We start from the raw sequence: 17353 nt of genomic DNA on the forward strand, positions 1-17353 counted from the left end.
CCGATGTCACAGATGGTGGGCCGCGCATGATCGGCATCGCGGCGCTGGCGATCGGCATCGTGCTGGGCTTGATCTTCCATCCCGCGGTGCCCGAGGTGATACAGCCCTACCTGCCAATCGCGGTCGTTGCCGCCCTGGATGCCGTGTTCGGCGGCCTGCGGGCCTATCTGGAGCGCATCTTCGATCCCAAGGTCTTCGTGATTTCGTTCGTCTTCAACGTCTTTGTGGCCGCCCTGATCGTCTACGTCGGCGATCAGCTGGGCGTCGGCACCCAGTTGTCCACGGCGATCATCGTGGTGCTGGGTATCCGGATCTTCGGTAACGCCGCCGCCCTGCGACGGCGCCTGTTCGGGGCATGACGACCATGAAATCGAGGTCAACATGAGCCAGGACCCGCCAGACGACGGTGGCGAAAGTCGTGGCAGTGCGCCGCACGGCCGCCACGAGTTGCCGTCGAACAGTCCCCGGCCTGAGGTCGGTCCGGTGCAGCGGACGGGGCTGTCGGGGATGGTGCGCGGGGGGCGCTCCCGGCTGATATTCGGCGCGTTGGCGGTGCTGCTGTGCCTGGTCCTGGGCATCGCGATCGTCACTCAGGTCCGTCAGACCAAGACGGGCGACTCGCTGGACACGGCCCGGCCCGCGGATCTGCTCGTCCTACTGGACTCGTTGCGGCAGCGCGAAGCCACGCTGAACACCGAGGTGAACGACCTGCAGAACACCTTGAATTCGTTGCAGGCGTCCGGCAACTCCGACCAGGCGGCGATCAAAAGCGCGCAGGCGAGGCTGGCCGCACTGTCGATTCTGGTCGGCGCCGTCGGTGCCACCGGCCCCGGCATCACCGTCACCATCGACGATCCCGGTCCCGGAGTGTCTCCCGAGGCACTGCTGGACGTGATCAACGAGCTGCGGGCAGCCGGTGCCGAGGCGATCGAGGTCAACGACGCACACCAATCGGTGCGGCTGGGTGTCGATACATGGGTAGTGGGTAGTCCTGGCTCGTTGACCATCGACAGCAAGACCCTCTCGCCGCCGTATTCGGTTCTGGCGATTGGTGATCCGCCCACGCTGGCAGCGGCGATGAATATTCCCGGCGGCGCCCAGGACAGCATCAAGCGGGTCGGCGCACGGATGTCGGTGCAGCAGGCCAACCGGGTTGACGTCACCACCTTGCGACAACCAAAACCGCACCAATACGCTCAGCCCGTCAAGTGAACCTGCCCCTCGAGGCGCCGAAAAGAACAGGATTGCCGTGAGCGATATCCCGCCCGACCTGCACTACACCGCCGAACACGAGTGGGTTCGCCGCAGCGGGGATGACACCGTGCGGATCGGAATCACCGATTTCGCGCAGTCGGCACTAGGTGATGTCGTTTTTGTGCAGCTCCCCGACGCGGGCACGACGGTGACTGCCGGCGAGTCCTTCGGCGAGGTCGAATCGACGAAATCGGTGTCGGATTTGTTCGCCCCGATTTCGGGCACGGTGACCGCGGTCAACGGCGAGCTGGAGAGCAGTCCGCAGCTGGTCAATTCCGATCCTTACGAGGCCGGCTGGCTGGTCGACGTCCAGGTCTCGGACGTCGCCGAACTCGAGTCCGCGATTTCGGCGCTCCTGGACGCCGAGGCCTACCGCGGCACATTGACCGAATGACGGTTGCTAATGTCCCTGCCAGCCCTTCGCACGACGACATCGTGGGTCCTCACCCGGCCCGCGGCGGGCGGACCAGCCGGGGGGCAGGGCGAGCCGGGAAGCCGGCTGGCAATCGTGGCGGCCGTAGGCGCATTCCTTGCCGCTGCGCGGTACGGTCAACACACCAGCAGGAGAAGGCACGTAATCGGCAAGCCTGGGCCAACACACCGAGCGGGAACCTTAGCGTGAAGCCGGCCGAGCGGCCCGGTCAGACATCGCCACAGCGGCCAGTGAGGAGCAGCGCGTGACGGATATGGACAACGACTCTGACGAAGTCACGGTGGAGACCACCTCGGTCTTCCGGGCCGACTTCCTCAACGAGCTGGACGCGCCTGCGCAAACCGGCTCCGAGAGCGCGGTATCCGGGGTCGAGGGACTTCCGTCCGGCTCGGCGCTGCTGGTCGTCAAGCGGGGCCCCAACGCGGGATCCCGCTTCCTGCTCGACCAGCCCATCACCTCCGCCGGTCGGCACCCCGACAGCGACATCTTCCTCGACGACGTCACGGTCAGCCGCCGGCACGCCGAATTCCGGTTGGAAAACAACGAATTCCAGGTCGTCGATGTCGGTAGCCTGAATGGCACCTACGTCAACCGTGAACCGGTCGATTCGGCAGTACTGGCCAACGGCGACGAGGTGCAGATCGGCAAGTTCCGGTTGGTCTTCCTGACCGGGCCCAAGGGCGACGACGACGGGGGATCTTCAGGCTAGTGAGCGCACCCGATAGCCCGGCATTCGCCGGGATGTCGATTGGGGCAGTCTTGGACCTACTGCGGCCGGATTTCCCCGATGTCACCATTTCCAAGATCCGCTTCTTGGAGGCCGAAGGGCTGGTGACGCCGCAGCGCGCCGCGTCGGGGTACCGCAGGTTCACCGCATACGACTGCGCTCGGCTGCGCTTCATCCTGACCGCGCAGCGCGACCACTATCTACCCCTGAAGGTGATCAGGGCCCAGCTGGACGCCCAGCCCGACGGCGAGTTGCCCGCGGTGGGGTCGCCTTACGGCGTACCGCGATTGGTGTCGGTCGGGGGCAGCGCGGAGGTCGGCGACGCCGTCCGGGACGGGTCCGACACGGCCGCAGTGGCCCCGACCCGCGTCCGGTTGAGCCGGGAAGACCTGCTGGCCCGCTCGGGAGTCGACGACGACCTGCTCTCGGCACTGCTCAAGGCCGGCGTGGTCACCACCGGCCCGGGCGGTTTTTTCGACGAGCACACCGTCACGATCCTGCAGTGCGCGCGTGCCCTGTCCGACTACGGCGTGGAGCCGCGGCACCTGCGCGCGTTCCGGTCGGCGGCCGACCGGCAGTCCGATTTGATCGCCCAGATCGCGGGTCCGTTGGTCAAAGCCGACAAGGCCGGAGCCCGGGATCGCGCCGACGACCTGGCGCGTGAGGTCGCGGCGCTGGCCATTACTTTGCACACGTCGCTGATCAAGTCCGCCGTTCGCGACGTTCTGCATCGCTGAGGACTAGACTTCGTTCAACGGCTTGGCATTAGACGGCCCGGAGAAACGTTGCGTTTCGCTGGGTCGGCACGCCGAGCGCGAGGCGGACACGGCACGCGGAGGGCAGACGCAGATGGGTGAAGTTCGTGTTGTCGGCATTCGTGTCGAGCAGCCGCAGAACCAGCCGGTGCTGTTGCTGCGCGAGGCAAACGGTGACCGCTACCTACCGATCTGGATCGGGCAGTCGGAGGCCGCAGCGATCGCACTCGAGCAACAAGGGGTCGAGCCGCCTCGTCCGCTGACTCATGACCTGATCAGGGATCTCATTGCCGCGCTTGGACATTCGCTGAAGGAAGTGCGGATCGTCGATCTGCAAGAGGGCACCTTCTACGCCGACCTCGTGTTCGACCGCAACATCACGGTGTCCGCGCGCCCGTCCGACTCGGTGGCGATCGCGCTGCGCGTCGGCGTTCCGATCTACGTCGAGGAGGCCGTGCTCGCCCAAGCCGGCCTGCTGATTCCCGACGAGAGCGACGAGGAGCCCAACACCGCCGTCCGGGAGGACGAGGTGGAGAAATTCAAGGAATTCCTCGACAGTGTCTCGCCGGACGACTTCAAGGCCACCTGATCGGCCGTTCGCGCTGGCCGCGGGCAGGGGAGAAATGGGCGGCCGCCGGGTACTACCCTAGAGGCCGACATCACGGATGCGTCTCATCTGAAGCCGTGATGTCGACACGCCTGACGGATTCGCGGCCAGTTGCCCTCGGGGCGGCCATACTTTGATGACGGCTTAAGGTGCGGCGGCTATCGAACAGCGTAAGCTCTCTAGCACTCGGGCCTGAGCAAACGTGGCTGTTACGGCAGCCAAGTGCACGCAGCTACTACGAGCGCGATCGGCGAGAGGAACCAGGGTGAGCGAGCAGCCACGGCAGGAACAGCTCGACCTTGCTGCCCATGCGGACGCGGCAACCAGCAGTGAAGCCAACCTCACTGCGGCAAGCCAACCCGTGCAGCCCGGTCTGTTCCCCGACGATTCGGTACCCGATGAGCTGGTCGGCTACCGCGGGCCCAGCGCGTGCCAGATCGCCGGAATCACCTACCGCCAGCTGGACTACTGGGCGCGCACGTCTCTGGTGGTGCCGTCGATCCGCAGCGCGGCGGGGTCCGGCAGCCAGCGGCTGTACTCGTTCAAGGACATCCTGGTTCTCAAAATCGTCAAACGGCTGCTGGACACCGGCATCTCGCTACACAACATCCGCGTGGCCGTCGACCATCTGCGCCAGCGCGGCGTCGAGGACCTGGCCAACATCACGCTGTTCTCCGACGGCACCACCGTCTACGAGTGCACCTCGGCCGAAGAGGTCGTCGACCTGTTGCAGGGCGGACAGGGCGTGTTCGGTATCGCGGTGTCCGGCGCGATGCGGGAGCTGACCGGCGTGATCGCCGACTTCCCGGGTGAGCGCGCCGACGGCGGCGAATCTATCTCCGCGCCGGAGGACGAACTGGCGTCCCGGCGCAAGCACCGCGACCGCAAGATCGGCTAGCCGCGCGGCGCCTACCGGCCGAGTAGACTGGGTCGCGCATCGCACTCGAGCGGGAGAGTTTCGCGGCCGCCAGTCGCGGACGCCGAAGGAGCAATACCTCTCCATCAACCTCTCAGGCACCCGGACCGCACGAGTTAACGATGCCTCTGGAAAGCGGTGCAGACCGGTACGGTCCGCGCCCGCCGATGGGGAAAGGCGCTCGCGCCGAATCTCTCAGGCGCCTGGCGAACAGGTGAAGACAGAGGGAGAGGGCCAGTCGTCCTCTGCCTTCGTGATGCCGTCAGGAGTTTCGCCCGTGGGAGACCAATCAACCTTCGCAGACCGCCACATCGGCCCGGACGACCAGGCCGTCGCGGCCATGCTCGCCGTCATCGGCGTCGGCTCGCTCGACGAACTCGCCGCCAAGGCCGTCCCGTCTGGCATCCTCGACAAGCTGACCGAGACAGGCGCCGCATCGGGCCTGGACGGCCTGCCGCCGGCCGCCACCGAGAGCGAAGCGCTGGCCGAGCTGCGCGCGCTGGCCGACACCAACACCGTCGCGGTGTCGATGATCGGCCAGGGCTACTACGACACCCTCACACCGCCGGTGTTGCTGCGCAACATCCTGGAAAACCCGGCCTGGTACACCGCCTACACTCCATATCAGCCCGAGATCAGCCAGGGCCGGCTGGAGGCGTTGCTGAATTTCCAGACCATGGTCACCGACCTGACCGGGCTCGAGATCGCGAACGCGTCCATGCTCGACGAGGGCACCGCCGCCGCCGAGGCAATGACGTTGATGCATCGGGCGGTTCGCGGCCCGGCGAATAGGCTGGCCGTCGACACCGACGTGTTCGCCGCTACCGCGGCCGTGCTGGCCACCCGCGCCGAGCCGCTGGGCATCGAGATCGTGACCGCCGACCTGCGCGAGGGCCTGCCCGACGGGGACTTCTTCGGCGTCATCGCGCAGCTGCCCGGCGCCAGCGGCCGCATCACGGAGTGGAGTGCATTGGTGGCCCAGGCCCACCAGCGCGGGGCGCTGGTCGCGATCGGCGCCGACTTGTTGGCGTGCACGCTAATCGCGCCGCCGGGGGAGCTGGGTGCCGACGTCGCCTTCGGCACCACCCAAAGATTCGGTGTGCCAATGGGATTCGGCGGGCCGCACGCCGGCTATCTGGCGGTGCACTCCAACCATGCCCGGCAGCTGCCGGGCCGGCTGGTCGGGGTGTCCGTGGACGCCGACGGCGCCCCGGCCTATCGTCTGGCGCTGCAGACCCGCGAGCAGCACATCCGCCGCGACAAGGCGACGTCGAACATCTGCACCGCCCAGGTGTTGCTGGCGGTGATGGCCGCGATGTACGCCAGCTACCACGGCGCCGACGGGTTGACCGCGATCGCGCGCCGGGTGCACGGCCACGCCGCGGCCATCGCCGCCGGGCTGGGCTCGGCAACCGATGCGGCGCTGGTGCACGACACGTACTTCGACACCGTGCTGGCCCGGGTGCCCGGGCGCGCCGACGAGGTGCTGGCCGCGGCCAAGACCAAGGGCATCAACCTGTGGCGGGTCGACGCCGACCACGTGTCGGTCGCGTGCGACGAGGCGACCACCGGTGCGCACGTCGCCGCGGTACTGCAGGCGTTCGGGGAGTCACCCGGCGAGCCCTCCGACATCGAGATCGCCACGCGCACATCGGAATTCCTCACCCATCCCGCCTTCACGCAGTACCAGACCGAGACGGCAATGATGCGCTACCTGCGCACGCTGGCGGACAAGGACATCGCGTTGGACCGCAGCATGATTCCGCTCGGCTCGTGCACGATGAAGCTCAACGCCGCCGCCGAGATGGAGTCGATCACCTGGCCGGAATTCTCCCGGCTGCACCCGTTCGCCCCGGTCGCCGACAGCCCGGGACTGCGGCGGCTGATCGCCGACCTGGAGGCGTGGCTGGTGGGAATCACCGGGTACGACGCGGTCTCGCTGCAACCCAACGCCGGCTCGCAAGGCGAGTACGCCGGCCTACTCGCGATCCATGGCTACCACGCCAGCCGCGGTGAGCCGCACCGCAACATCTGCCTGATCCCGTCCAGCGCGCACGGCACCAACGCCGCGTCGGCCGCGCTGGCGGGCATGCGGGTCGTCGTGGTGGCCTGCCTGGACAACGGTGACGTCGATCTCGACGACCTGCGCGCCAAGATCAGTCAACACGCAGACCAGCTGTCGACGCTGATGGTCACTTACCCGTCCACCCACGGCGTCTACGAGCACGACATCGCCGAGATCTGCGCGGCGGTGCACGACGCGGGCGGCCAGGTGTACGTCGACGGCGCTAACCTCAACGCACTGGTCGGCCTCGCCCGGCCCGGCAAGTTCGGCGGTGACGTCAGCCACCTCAACCTGCACAAGACGTTCTGCATCCCGCACGGCGGTGGCGGCCCGGGCGTGGGCCCGGTAGCGGCGCGAGCGCATCTGGCGCCGTTCCTGCCGGGTCACCCGCTGGCCCCCGAGCTGCCCAAGGGCCACCCGGTGTCGTCGGCGCCCTACGGCTCAGCCTCGATCTTGCCGATCAGCTGGGCTTACATCCGGATGATGGGCCCGGACGGGCTGCGCGCGGCCTCTTTGACCGCGATCACGTCGGCCAACTACATCGCGCGACGCCTCGACGAGTACTTCCCGGTGCTCTACACCGGGGAGAACGGCATGGTCGCCCACGAATGCATCCTGGACCTGCGCGGCATCACGAAGTCGACCGGCGTGACCGTCGATGATGTGGCAAAACGATTGGCAGACTATGGTTTTCACGCGCCGACCATGAGCTTTCCGGTGGCCGGCACGCTGATGGTGGAGCCGACCGAGAGCGAGAGCCTGACGGAGGTGGACGCCTTCTGCGAAGCCATGATCGCGATCCGCCGCGAGATCGACCGCGTCGGCTCGGGGGAGTGGCCCGCCGAGGACAATCCGCTGCGGGGCGCCCCGCACACCGCCGAGTGCCTGGTGACCGACAAGTGGGAGCACCCCTACACCCGCGAGGAAGCGGCCTATCCGCTCGGGACGGCGTTCCGGCCGAAGGTGTGGCCGCCGGTGCGGCGCATCGACGGCGCGTACGGCGACCGCAACCTCGTCTGCTCATGCCCGCCGGTGGAGGCGTTCGCGTGAGCCGATGTCCGGTCTGCGCAGACCGTCACGCGGTGACGTGTTCGGCGCAGTCGACTCGCAGGTCCGCGATCGTCATCGGGATGTCGTAGAAGATGCAGCGGTAGCTTCGCGTGTCGGTCTGGACGGTTTCGAGCTGGACGCACGTGCTACATGCGCGTACCACCGGAAGTAGTTGGGCTTCATGGAGTTTCGCTATCACCAGCAGCAATGTGTCCAGCAGCTGCTCGGCTTCGGCACGGTCTAGCTTGGATGTCGCGACCTCGGCGCGTGCGGTCCACCGCGACAGTTCGGCCGCGGTCTTGCGGCCGGCCCGGGTCAATGCCAAGTCGTGACGGCGGCGGTCGTCGGGATCGGGCGTCCGAGCCACCAGGCCCTTGCGGACCAGCGCGGCGATCGCGTCACTCACGGTGGGATCGGCGACATTGAGTTCGCGAGCCAGCATGGTGCTGCGCGCGACGGGCGGCGGGCCGACGTAAAGCCAAGCGAGTAACCGCATTTGGGTGCTGGACAAGTCGTGGCTCTCTGCGGCCCGCCTGGCCAGCACGTGCAGAGCCTCGCCGACTCGGTCGAGGGCCGCGACGATCTTTGAGTCGAGGCTTAGGTGGCGTGCGCCTTCGGCCTTCAGCGCACGACCTCGTTCAGCTTGCCGGAGGCGACGTCGAAGATGAAGCCACGCAGCGATTCGTGCCTGGTGACAAATGGGCTGGCCTCGATGCGGCGCAACGACTGCCGGACGTCCTCCTCGAGATCGGAGAAGGCCTCGCCAGCCCATCCGGGTTTGATCCCCGTCTCGTCCTGAATGGTCTTCTTGAAGTCGTCGTCGGTAAAGGTGAGCATTCCGCAATCGGTGTGGTGGATGAGAATGATCTCCTTGGTACCCAGCAGGCGTTGGCTGATCGCCAGTGACCGGATCTCGTCATCGGTCACCACGCCGCCGGCATTGCGGATGACGTGAGCCTCACCGTCACCAAGTCCCAAAATCCGGTACACGTCGAGGCGGGCGTCCATGCATGCCAGCACCGCGACATGCTTGCTGGGCGGCAGCGGCAACGGCCCCTCGAAGGTGCTCGCGTAGGCGGCGTTGTTGGCCAGGTATTCGTCGGTAACCGTCATTGCAAACCTCGTCCCCTCTAGTTTTTCTGCCCCGGGTGGCACTCGTTCGGATGTTAGCGGCGATGCATAGCGGACTTGACCCTGCGAATCAGCCTGATCCTAATGCTTAGGAGTCCTCGGGATATACCGCATGATGGTTACCGTTCGCGTCATCGACGCAGCTCGACGTGGCTGACATCGCGCCCCCTATGACCGATCAAGGACGAACACATGCCCAAACTTTCCCGCAGTGATTGGTACGACCTGGCCCGCGACACCAATTGGACGTTTCGTTACGCCACCGAGGACGAGGTCTTCCCGGAAGAGCTGTCCGGGACGCACCGCGTTTCCGCCGAGGGCTGGCTCAAGTGGGACGAGCCTTACAAGATCGGCTACCGCGAGTACGTGCACAACCAGGTCACCAAGGACACGACGACGTACTCGCTGAAGAATGCGATCGGACGCTCGAAGCTGTTCGGGCGACTGGACCCCGGCTGGAAATCGGTGATCGTGGCGCACTACGGGGCGATCACGATGCCGGAGTACCTGGCGTCCATCGGTGAGGCGCGGATGGGCCGGTTCGGCCGCTCGGCCGCCTGGCGCAACACCGCCACCTTCGGCACCCTCGACGAGGTCCGCCACGGTCAGATCCAGGCGTTCTTCCCCTACGGTCTCCTCGACAAGGAACCGCGAGGCGACTGGGCGCTCAAGGCGTTTCACACGAACGACTGGATCGTGCTCGCGGTGCGCTATTTGTTCGACGACATGTTCGTGGCCAACGACGCCTTGTCGATCGCGCTGCAGTTGACCTTCACCTTGGAGACCGGGTTCACCAATCTGCAGTTCCTCGGGATGGCCGCCGACGCCATCGATGTCGGCGACCTGGAATTCGGCGCGCTGATCAGTTCGATCCAGACCGACGAGGCGCGCCATGCCCAGCAGGGCGAGCCCACCATCAAGGTGCTCATCGACAACGGCGAGGCCGAGTGGGGCCAGTTCCTGATCGACCACATGTTCTGGCGGTCGTGGCGCATCTTCGCGCTGCTGACCGGGTTGTCGATGGACTACTACACCCCGCTGGAAAGCCGGCGGATGAGTTTCAAGGAGTTCATCGAGGATTGGGTGGTCAAACAGTTCGCCGACCAATTCCGCGACTACGGGCTCGAATTCCCTTGGTATTGGGAGGAATTCATCAACGAGTTGACCTGGTATCACCACGCTATCCACCTCGGCGTGTGGTACTACCGGCCGACGGTGTGGTGGAATCCCGACGCGGGCGCGTCGGAGGCCGAGCGGCTATGGCTCGAGGAGAAGTATCCGGGTTGGAACCGCGACTTCGGCAAGCACTGGGACGTCATCACCGAGAACATCCGCAACGGTGACATCGCCGCGACCCTGCCCGAGACCCTGCCGATCACCTGCAACATGTGCCAGCTGCCGATCGTGCGCGCCGCGGGCGTGATCGTCGGCGCGCACACCGATCCCGCTCCGCTCACCCATGTGCACAACGACCGCAAGTACTTGTTCTGCTCCGAGCCGTGCCGGTGGATCTTCGCCCAACGGCCGGATCGATTCGCCGGTCACCAGTCCCTGATCGACCGGGTCCTGTCCGGCGAGATCAGCCCACCCGACCTCGGCACTGTCTTGCAGTACTTCGGGCTCTCGGCCGAGGAACAGGGCCAAGACGCCGACGCATACGCGTGGGCACTGGACGGCTCGACCAACGGATCGAAGGGCTGACAATCATGGCACTCCTTCCGCTGACCGCCCTGTTCGAGGGCGACGTCCTGGAACTGCTGATCCCCGTCGACGACGCAGACAGTGTCGAAGCCGTCAGCGCGGCCATCGCCCACCATGTCGTCGGGCACCGCGTCGCCCCACGCAATGCCCTGATCCGGTTGCGGCACAACGGCAAAGTGCTGGACCCGCAGGCCGGCATCGGGGCATCCGGTGTCGGGCCACTGGATCATGTCGAGGCCTTCTATGACTAGTGCGACGACCTGGACCGTCGTGGCCACCCTCGACGATCTGTGGGAGGGCGAGGTCGCGGAGTTCGCGGTGGGTGACCGGCCGATCCTGCTCGCCCACCTGCGGAGCGGAGAAATCCGCGCCTACGACGGTCTGTGCCCGCACGCCGGCTTTCCGCTGGCCGATGGCGATGTCGAGAACGACATCCTGACCTGCGGCGCCCATAGCTGGGAGTTCGACCTGTCCACCGGTGCCGGGGTGAATCCGGCCAACTGCCGGCTGCACACCTACCCGGTACGCCTGGACGGCGACCTGATCACCGTATCGCTGACCGAAGGAGACCACCGATGACCGCCGCCGCGGAGCAGGACAAACTCGTCGGCCCGGTCGTGCGCGGCTTCGATCCCGACATCGTCTCCGCACTCACCGACGCCATCTACATCGACAACCCCGACGCTGCCATCACCATCGACGACCATGCCGGATATGTCCGCATCCACGCCCCCCGGTTCCTGCGCGTGACCCGCGCCAGTCTGGAATCCGTTGCGGGCCACCCCTTCCCGCTGGCCACCCTGGAACCGGCACTGGTGGCGTTCGCGGGCCGGATCCGCTACGTCGGCGACGACGAACTGCACTGGTACCTGGAGCGAGAGGACTAACACATGACCGCGGCGAAAACCCGGCCGCTCAAAACCTGGAGCATCACCGGCGACACCCGGCGCAAGCCAACCGAATACGAGGCCGTCACCGGCCAATTCCACTACCACTTCAACCGCAGGCCGGCCCCCTTCGACCTCGACCCCGGCAGCGCCATCAACCGCTGGTACCTCAAACACCGCGAAGGCTCACCACTGCAGGCCGACACCTGGGAAGACTTCCGGGACCCCGCCGCGCTGAATTACCGCCGCTACATCGCACTGCAACACGACCGCGAGATCTACGCCGAGGGCGTGGTCGACCACTACGAGGCGCTCGACGGCGACGACAAGCTCGATCCCGCCTGGATCGAGACCCTGACCCGCATCTATGTGCCCGCCCGCTACCTGTTGCACGTCCTGCAGATCACCAGCCTTTACGTCGGCCAACTCGCCCCGAGCGCATACATCACCAACGCGGCGTTCTTCCAGGCCGCCGATGAGCTGCGCGCGCTGCAGTGGGTCGCCTACCGCGCCAAGTCGCTCTCGCTGACCCACGGCACACAATTGGCCAATACGGAAGCGACCCGGCGAATCTGGGAGACCGACGAAGCCTGGCAGCCCGCCCGCGAAACGCTCGAGCGCCTACTACTGGCCTACGACTGGGGCGAGGCCTTCACCGCGCTGAACCTGGCTGTGAAGCCCGCACTCGACGCGTTCTTCAAAGAAGCCTTCGTCGACCTGGCCAACCACAACCGGGACGGATTAACCGCCGCACTGCTGCAAGAATCCCGAGTCGACACCACGCGCAACCAAGCCTGGCATGCGGCACTGGCCCGCTACGCGGTGAGCGCTGATTCCACCAACCGCGCGGTCATCGACGGCTGGATCGAGAAATGGCGTCCCCGCGCCGAGCAGGCCGTCGACGGACTTGCCGCTGCCCTCCCCGATCCCGACGACAGCCAAGACCGGGCGGCGCGGTCGGTCGCCGCCTTCACCGCCCAGTGGGCCGACTGACCGCACCGGGGCGAATCACCGGGCGATGCGTTGTCGGTGGCGATGTCCATAATCGAAAGTATGTTCGATACTGCTGAGACGGCCGACCCATCGGCGCTGATCGAGCGCATCGCCGAACTGGAACGGGTCAAGTCCGCGGCCGCTGCGGATCAGGCTCGAGCGGCGGCCGCCTTGGACGCGGCGCGGTGCGCAGCCGAGGCGGCCGCCGGGATCCCCGCGGCCCAGCGCGGGCGGGGTGTGGCCGGCGAGATCGCGCTGGCCCGTCGGGACTCGCCCGCCCGGGGCAACCGGCACCTCGGCTTCGCCAAGGCCCTCGTGCACGAGATGCCGCATACTCTGGCGGCGCTGGAATGTGGGGGGCTTTCGGAATGGCGGGCCACGCTGATCGTGCGGGAGAGCGCTTGCTTGGACGTGGAGGACCGCCGCAGGCTGGACGCCGAGCTGTGCGTCGACGTGACCCGCTTGCACGGCATGGGCGACGCACGAGTGGTCGCCGCAGCCAAAGCGATTGCCTACCGGCTTGATCCGCATGCCGTCGTCGAACGGGCGGCCAAGGCCGAGAGCGAACGCACCGTCAGCATCCGGCCGGCGCCCGACACCATGACCTATCTGACGGCGTTGTTGCCGATGGCCCAGGGAGTTTCGGTGTATGCCGCGCTGCGCCGAGAGGCGGATACGTGCAGCGACGGACGCCCGGGCGGACAGGTCATGGCCGATACCCTCGTCGCACGGATCACCGGGCGGGACGCCACGGTCCCGGCCCCGATCGCCGTCAACCTGGTCCTGTCGGATGAGACGTTGTTGGGCGGCAGCGCGGCGCCGGGCGATGTCAGCGGCTACGGTCCTATCCCGGCGGCGGTGGCGCGCGATGGTGTCCGGCGCCGCAGGCGACCGACGGTCCCGAGCGACCCTGCGCAGGCTCTATGCGCATCCCCGCTCCGGTGCGCTGGTGGCGTTGGAATCGCGAGCCCGGCTGTTCCCGCGCGGGTTGGCGGCGTTCATCGAGTTGCGAGATCAACGCTGTCGCACCCCATACTGCGACGCGCCGATCCGACACCGCGACCATGCGCAACCCTGGTCCGAAGGAGGACCTACCGCCGCCGCCAACGGTCTCGGCTTATGCGAGCAGTGCAACTACACCAAGGAGTCCGCTGGCTGGCAGGTCACCACCGGCATCGATGAAACCCATACGCACATAGCGTCATTCGCCACCCCGACGGGTCGGACCTACCGGTCGGCAGCTCCGCCACGGGCGCCCACGATCACCATCAGCGACGTTGAAGTGCGAGTCGGCATCACACTGGCCCGGCATGCCGCCTAGCAGTAATAGAGCGACTGCTCTGTTATTGTGACTGGGTGCCCCGCCCGCGCCTGCACGATCCCGACATCGTTCTCGATGCCGTGGAGGCGCTTGCCGCGCGCTCGGGGCCGGCTGCGGTGTCGATTCGTGCGATCAGCGCGGAGGTCGGGGCGTCTAACGGGGCGCTTTATCACACGTTCGCCTCGCGAGGCGGGTTGATGGCACACGCCTGGCTACGCGCGGGTCGACGATTCTTGGCGGTCCAGACAGCGCTGGTCGACCAGGCCGGGGCGCAGTTGGGGGAGGGCGCCGGTGTCGATGCCGTCGTGGCCGCCGCCGACGCGCCGGTGATCTTCGCCCAGAAGTTTCCCGATTCGGGCGCGCTGCTGTTGAGCGTGCGTCGCCAGGACGTCCTCGCCGGAGACGTTCCGGATGAAACTGCTTCGGAATTAAGGGAATTGGCAAGCTACTGGTCAACCTGATGGTGTGCTTGGCGATCGAGATGTGGGACCGCAAAGACGCCGCCGCCGTTGAGGTCATCACCGCCTGCATCGTGGACCTACCGACCGCGCTGCTGTTGCGGCGAGGACGCCTGGGCAGCGCCAGTGCGCGCGCGCAGCTGCACGCCGCCGTTCGCGCGGTGCTGGCGGTGGGGCCAACGCCACCGCGTCGGCGTCGAGCCGATCCGCCCCTCACACCGCCGCAGAAAGGTAAGCTGCGTGACGCTTGAAATCGAGTACGACGAGAAGATCGCGGTCCTGAATCTGGGCGGCGACGAAAACCGTTTCTCCCCGGCATTTTTAGACGACTACGACGCCGCGATCGACCAAGTCGTCAGCGACGGCGCTCACGGACTGGTGACCGTTGCCAGCGGCAAGTTCTACTCCAACGGCTTGGACCTGGAGTGGCTAAGTGCCCACCCGGAGCAGGGCGAGGAGTACATCGGCCGCATCCATCAATTCTTGGCGCGAACGCTGACGCTGCCGGTGCCCACCGCGGCCGGTCATGCATTCGGCGCTGGTGCGATGCTGGCCCTGGCCCACGACTTTCGCGTCATGCGTGCGGACCGGGGATACTTCTGCCTTCCCGAGGTTGACATCCGTATCCCGTTCACCCCGGGCATGGCAGCGCTGGTCCAGGCCAAGCTCGGTCCGCAGGCGGCGGTCGCGTCGATGACGACCGGGCGGCGATTCGCGGGGCCCGACGCCGAGAAGGCCGGCATCGTCGACGCCACCGCCGGCGAAGGAGAGTTGCCCGGCGCCGCCATCGACCTACTTCGCCCGCTGGGCGCCAAAGACGCCGGCACGCTGGGCGCGATCAAGACCACCATGTTCGGTGCTGTCGCCCGCGCACTAACCGACGCCGGGTGACGTCAACTCAAAAAGGTGTTGATCGCGTTAGCCAGGTCGGGGGAGGCCGAGGTGGCCAGGTTTTGGTAGCTGCCACCACTGATCTGGGCGACCGCCTCCCAAGTCGCGCGATCAGGGTCGCCGCCGAAGTCGATGACGTTGACCGCGATCGGCTTGGCCGGGTCGGCGCTGGTGCGCAGGAAATTCTGCAGGCCCGGACCGTCGAGGGATTGGTCGGTGTGCGGCCCCGCGGTGATCACCAATATCGAATTCGTCTGCCCGGCAACAAATTTGGCCTGCGCTTCTTGGTAGATCAAGCGCAGCGTGGTGAACGACACGGCCCCGCCCGGCGACGCATACTGCTTGTCCAGCGCGCCGGTCAGTGCCGACGTTCGGGGTTGCCCGTTGACCTGGTCGCCGAGCGGGCCGATCGCGACCTCGGAGCGACCCTCGTGACCGTCGAATGTCCACAACCCCAGGATTGCGCTGGGCGGCAGCGCCTTGATCTTGTCGCTCAGTGCGGCAATCACGTTGGCGAGCCTGGTCTTTCCGCCCTCCTCGCCGGGCATCGACTGGTCGAGCATGATGGTCGCGGCCGACCCACTGGACGGGGTCGCCATGGCGTCGGCCAGCGTGACACGCATGGTGTCGTCACCCATCGACAGCGTCGATCCCAGGGTGGCGAAACTGGTCACGGGGCTGCTCGGCGGATTGACGCCGTTGACGCGGAACCCGGCCTTGGCCAGTTTCGCGAGCTGCTCGGGCTTGCGCATGTAGTGCGTGAACTCGCTGGCCGCCGAGGTCTGCTCCGACGACAGCCACGAGCCACTGAGCAACACCGTCGGATAATCGGCGACCGGGGTCGGCCCGGACGGCAGCCAGGAGGCCAGCGTGTTCTTCGCGTCGGCCAGTGACTGGCCGCGCTGGAACAGCTGCTGCTCGGTGGTGATCACCGCGTGCACCGGCGATGTCGCAGCGTCACCGGGCTTGAGCAGCACATTCATCGCTTCGGCCAGCGAGTTGTCCGCCAGCTTGGGTTGCCCGTTCAGCACGCCGCGCAGCGCGGCCGTCCCCTGCGTCGCGGGCGCACCGGGTGGCGCCGACGCGGCCGCCACCGCCTCACCGGCCAGGTATGCGGCGTCGCTGTTGCCGCGGGTCGGCAGCGCCAGCCGCAGCGAGCCCCAGCCGGGCAGGTTCACACCCGCCAGGGAGTTCGGGCTGGACTGCAGCCCGGGCAGCGCCCCCCAGCCCTGGTTGGACAACGCGTGCTGCAGCTCGGGCCGCAGCGCGAGCAGTACCGGCGACGTCACCAGCGAGCGGCTGTCGCTGATCGTCTTCTGACCGGCCACGGCGCTCAGGCGCGCGGCGGACACCGAGCTGCCAGGGATCCACAGGGCCGGCTGGCCGCCCAGCTCGGCGGACCACCTGCCGATGAATCCGGCCACGACGGCGTCGGAGCCGGCGGGCTTGACTTCGACCACCATGCAGTGGTCGCCGACCGGCCGAGCCGTCGAGTTATAGCTCTCCGCGAGCTGCTGCACCTGATCGGCGATCGACGAGTCGACAACGACGGAGACCGCCTCTTTGCCGCCGACGCAACGCGCGGCTGCCTGCTCCGAGCGATGGGAGAGCGCGTCGCCGAAAAAACTCCACAGGATGACGGTGCCGACCACCACGACGACGGCGACCAGCGCGACGATCACGCCGATGCTGACTCCGCGTCGGCCGCTGGTGCTGCGGTGACCGCCCCGCCAGTCGCTGAGCATCCGGCGCTTACCGCCGAACAGACCCATGCCGGCCGGCGCCGGTGGGGGGCCCGCCGGGCCTGCGGGTCGGGGCGGGAATTCGGGGTATTCGTCGTCGGCCGGGCCGACGGCCAGGGCATCGTCTTCGCCGTAGCGATCCTCATCCACGGCGAAGTCCGCGTCGGCGAAGTCCGCGTCGGCGAAGTCCGCGTCGGCGAAGTCCGCGTCGGCGAAGTCGTCCTCCGCGAAGTCGTCGTACCCGCGATCGGCATCGAGGTGGCGGGCCGCGTAGTCGTCGGCGGCGGCATCGTCTTCCGGCTCGCGGACGGAGTCCCCGGGTTCGGGCCTGCTGTGCCTACCCATGCCGGTGCCCGCTGCCTTTCTGCCGTGTCATCGTCGTACTTGTGCCGACAGCGGCGCAGCGACTGACCACGAGACGC

General features: G+C 67.2%; 17 protein-coding genes, 2 pseudogenes and 2 riboswitches. Of the genes and pseudogenes, 16 read left to right on the forward strand and 3 right to left on the reverse strand.

Translation table 11 applies throughout. The features are described from left to right. Positions 1 to 26 precede the first annotated feature (26 nt). The 8 genes from MSG_RS12810 to gcvP all read left to right on the forward strand — a co-directional run bounded on the left by MSG_RS12810 (position 27) and on the right by gcvP (position 7807). Positions 27 to 359, forward strand: coding sequence for a small basic family protein (locus MSG_RS12810; protein WP_077081077.1), 333 nt, complete (start codon positions 27 to 29; stop codon positions 357 to 359). A 22-nt stretch (positions 360 to 381) separates the two neighbouring features. Next, on the forward strand, positions 382 to 1212 hold the full coding sequence (locus MSG_RS12815; protein WP_105886891.1) for a DUF881 domain-containing protein: 831 nt from the start codon (positions 382 to 384) through the stop codon (positions 1210 to 1212). Between the two features lie 37 nt (positions 1213 to 1249). Then, entirely contained in the window at positions 1250 to 1648 is a 399-nt protein-coding gene (gcvH, locus tag MSG_RS12820) for a glycine cleavage system protein GcvH (protein ID WP_096440105.1), read from the forward strand. A gap of 292 nt (positions 1649 to 1940) precedes the next feature. Continuing rightward, a complete protein-coding gene (gene garA, locus MSG_RS12825; RefSeq protein WP_096440107.1) occupies positions 1941 to 2396 on the forward strand; it encodes a glycogen accumulation regulator GarA in 456 nt (151 codons plus the stop codon). Then, positions 2396 to 3151, forward strand: a complete 756-nt coding sequence (gene ftsR / locus MSG_RS12830; protein ID WP_096440109.1) for a transcriptional regulator FtsR — start codon at positions 2396 to 2398, stop codon at positions 3149 to 3151. The genes garA and ftsR overlap by 1 nt, the downstream gene beginning before the upstream one ends. A 112-nt stretch (positions 3152 to 3263) precedes the next feature. Then, on the forward strand, positions 3264 to 3758 hold the full coding sequence (locus MSG_RS12835) for a bifunctional nuclease family protein (RefSeq protein ID WP_076058092.1): 495 nt from the start codon (positions 3264 to 3266) through the stop codon (positions 3756 to 3758). A 283-nt stretch (positions 3759 to 4041) separates the two neighbouring features. Further along, a complete protein-coding gene (locus MSG_RS12840; RefSeq protein WP_096440111.1) occupies positions 4042 to 4674 on the forward strand; it encodes a MerR family transcriptional regulator in 633 nt (210 codons plus the stop codon). 40 nt (positions 4675 to 4714) lie between these two features. Continuing rightward, positions 4715 to 4812: riboswitch (glycine riboswitch) on the forward strand. Beyond that, positions 4813 to 4926: riboswitch (glycine riboswitch) on the forward strand. Between the two features lie 43 nt (positions 4927 to 4969). Then, the gene (gene gcvP, locus MSG_RS12845; RefSeq protein WP_096440113.1) at positions 4970 to 7807 is read left to right on the forward strand and encodes an aminomethyl-transferring glycine dehydrogenase; all 2838 of its coding nucleotides are present in this window, start codon (positions 4970 to 4972) and stop codon (positions 7805 to 7807) included. Positions 7808 to 7832: 25 nt separating this feature from the next. Here gcvP and MSG_RS12850 read toward each other — a convergent pair whose 3' ends face one another. Continuing rightward, positions 7833 to 8351 (reverse strand): MarR family winged helix-turn-helix transcriptional regulator, encoded by a 519-nt coding sequence (locus MSG_RS12850; protein WP_096440115.1) that lies wholly within the window; start codon positions 8349 to 8351, stop codon positions 7833 to 7835. 77 nt (positions 8352 to 8428) lie between these two features. Then, positions 8429 to 8920: a beta-class carbonic anhydrase gene (locus tag MSG_RS12855; protein WP_096440117.1), complete on the reverse strand. Its 492-nt coding sequence runs from the start codon at positions 8918 to 8920 to the stop codon at positions 8429 to 8431. Positions 8921 to 9130: 210 nt separating this feature from the next. Between MSG_RS12855 and MSG_RS12860 the strand changes: the two genes are divergently transcribed. From MSG_RS12860 to MSG_RS12895, 8 genes and pseudogenes are all read left to right on the forward strand, one after another. Next, on the forward strand, positions 9131 to 10639 hold the full coding sequence (locus tag MSG_RS12860) for a ferritin family protein (protein WP_096440119.1): 1509 nt from the start codon (positions 9131 to 9133) through the stop codon (positions 10637 to 10639). 5 nt (positions 10640 to 10644) lie between these two features. Continuing rightward, complete coding sequence (locus MSG_RS12865; RefSeq protein WP_096440121.1) at positions 10645 to 10890, forward strand: toluene-4-monooxygenase system B family protein; 246 nt, start codon at positions 10645 to 10647, stop codon at positions 10888 to 10890. After that, the gene (locus MSG_RS12870) at positions 10883 to 11218 is read left to right on the forward strand and encodes a Rieske 2Fe-2S domain-containing protein (protein WP_096440123.1); all 336 of its coding nucleotides are present in this window, start codon (positions 10883 to 10885) and stop codon (positions 11216 to 11218) included. Before MSG_RS12865 ends, MSG_RS12870 begins: the two co-directional genes overlap by 8 nt. Next, on the forward strand, positions 11215 to 11526 hold the full coding sequence (locus MSG_RS12875; protein ID WP_096440125.1) for an MmoB/DmpM family protein: 312 nt from the start codon (positions 11215 to 11217) through the stop codon (positions 11524 to 11526). The genes MSG_RS12870 and MSG_RS12875 overlap by 4 nt, the downstream gene beginning before the upstream one ends. A 3-nt stretch (positions 11527 to 11529) precedes the next feature. Next, positions 11530 to 12519 (forward strand): ferritin family protein, encoded by a 990-nt coding sequence (locus tag MSG_RS12880; protein WP_096440127.1) that lies wholly within the window; start codon positions 11530 to 11532, stop codon positions 12517 to 12519. Between the two features lie 60 nt (positions 12520 to 12579). Next, a pseudogene (locus MSG_RS12885) lies at positions 12580 to 13840 on the forward strand (DUF222 domain-containing protein). Between the two features lie 35 nt (positions 13841 to 13875). Next, positions 13876 to 14549: pseudogene (locus MSG_RS12890) on the forward strand (TetR/AcrR family transcriptional regulator). Further along, on the forward strand, positions 14539 to 15189 hold the full coding sequence (locus MSG_RS12895; RefSeq protein ID WP_096440129.1) for an enoyl-CoA hydratase-related protein: 651 nt from the start codon (positions 14539 to 14541) through the stop codon (positions 15187 to 15189). The pseudogene MSG_RS12890 and the gene MSG_RS12895 overlap by 11 nt, the downstream one beginning before the upstream one ends. A gap of 2 nt (positions 15190 to 15191) precedes the next feature. Here MSG_RS12895 and MSG_RS12900 read toward each other — a convergent pair whose 3' ends face one another. Next, the gene (locus MSG_RS12900) at positions 15192 to 17276 is read right to left on the reverse strand and encodes a substrate-binding domain-containing protein (RefSeq protein WP_096440131.1); all 2085 of its coding nucleotides are present in this window, start codon (positions 17274 to 17276) and stop codon (positions 15192 to 15194) included. Positions 17277 to 17353: the final 77 nt, after the last annotated feature.

It is taken from the genome of Mycobacterium shigaense (assembly GCF_002356315.1).
Taxonomy (GTDB): Bacteria; Actinomycetota; Actinomycetes; order Mycobacteriales; family Mycobacteriaceae; genus Mycobacterium; species Mycobacterium shigaense.

What these genes read in the sequence shown, in the direction of transcription:
- MSG_RS12810 (WP_077081077.1), top strand. Translation starts at nt 27, where the DNA reads ATGATCGGCATCGCGGCGCTGGCGATCGGCATCGTGCTGGGCTTGATC.
- MSG_RS12815 (WP_105886891.1), top strand. Translation starts at nt 382, where the DNA reads ATGAGCCAGGACCCGCCAGACGACGGTGGCGAAAGTCGTGGCAGTGCG.
- garA (WP_096440107.1), top strand. Translation starts at nt 1,941, where the DNA reads ATGGACAACGACTCTGACGAAGTCACGGTGGAGACCACCTCGGTCTTC.
- MSG_RS12835 (WP_076058092.1), top strand. Translation starts at nt 3,264, where the DNA reads ATGGGTGAAGTTCGTGTTGTCGGCATTCGTGTCGAGCAGCCGCAGAAC.
- MSG_RS12855 (WP_096440117.1), bottom strand. Translation starts at nt 8,920, where the DNA reads ATGACGGTTACCGACGAATACCTGGCCAACAACGCCGCCTACGCGAGC.
- MSG_RS12860 (WP_096440119.1), top strand. Translation starts at nt 9,131, where the DNA reads ATGCCCAAACTTTCCCGCAGTGATTGGTACGACCTGGCCCGCGACACC.
- MSG_RS12865 (WP_096440121.1), top strand. Translation starts at nt 10,645, where the DNA reads ATGGCACTCCTTCCGCTGACCGCCCTGTTCGAGGGCGACGTCCTGGAA.
- MSG_RS12870 (WP_096440123.1), top strand. Translation starts at nt 10,883, where the DNA reads ATGACTAGTGCGACGACCTGGACCGTCGTGGCCACCCTCGACGATCTG.
- MSG_RS12875 (WP_096440125.1), top strand. Translation starts at nt 11,215, where the DNA reads ATGACCGCCGCCGCGGAGCAGGACAAACTCGTCGGCCCGGTCGTGCGC.
- MSG_RS12880 (WP_096440127.1), top strand. Translation starts at nt 11,530, where the DNA reads ATGACCGCGGCGAAAACCCGGCCGCTCAAAACCTGGAGCATCACCGGC.
- MSG_RS12900 (WP_096440131.1), bottom strand. Translation starts at nt 17,276, where the DNA reads ATGGGTAGGCACAGCAGGCCCGAACCCGGGGACTCCGTCCGCGAGCCG.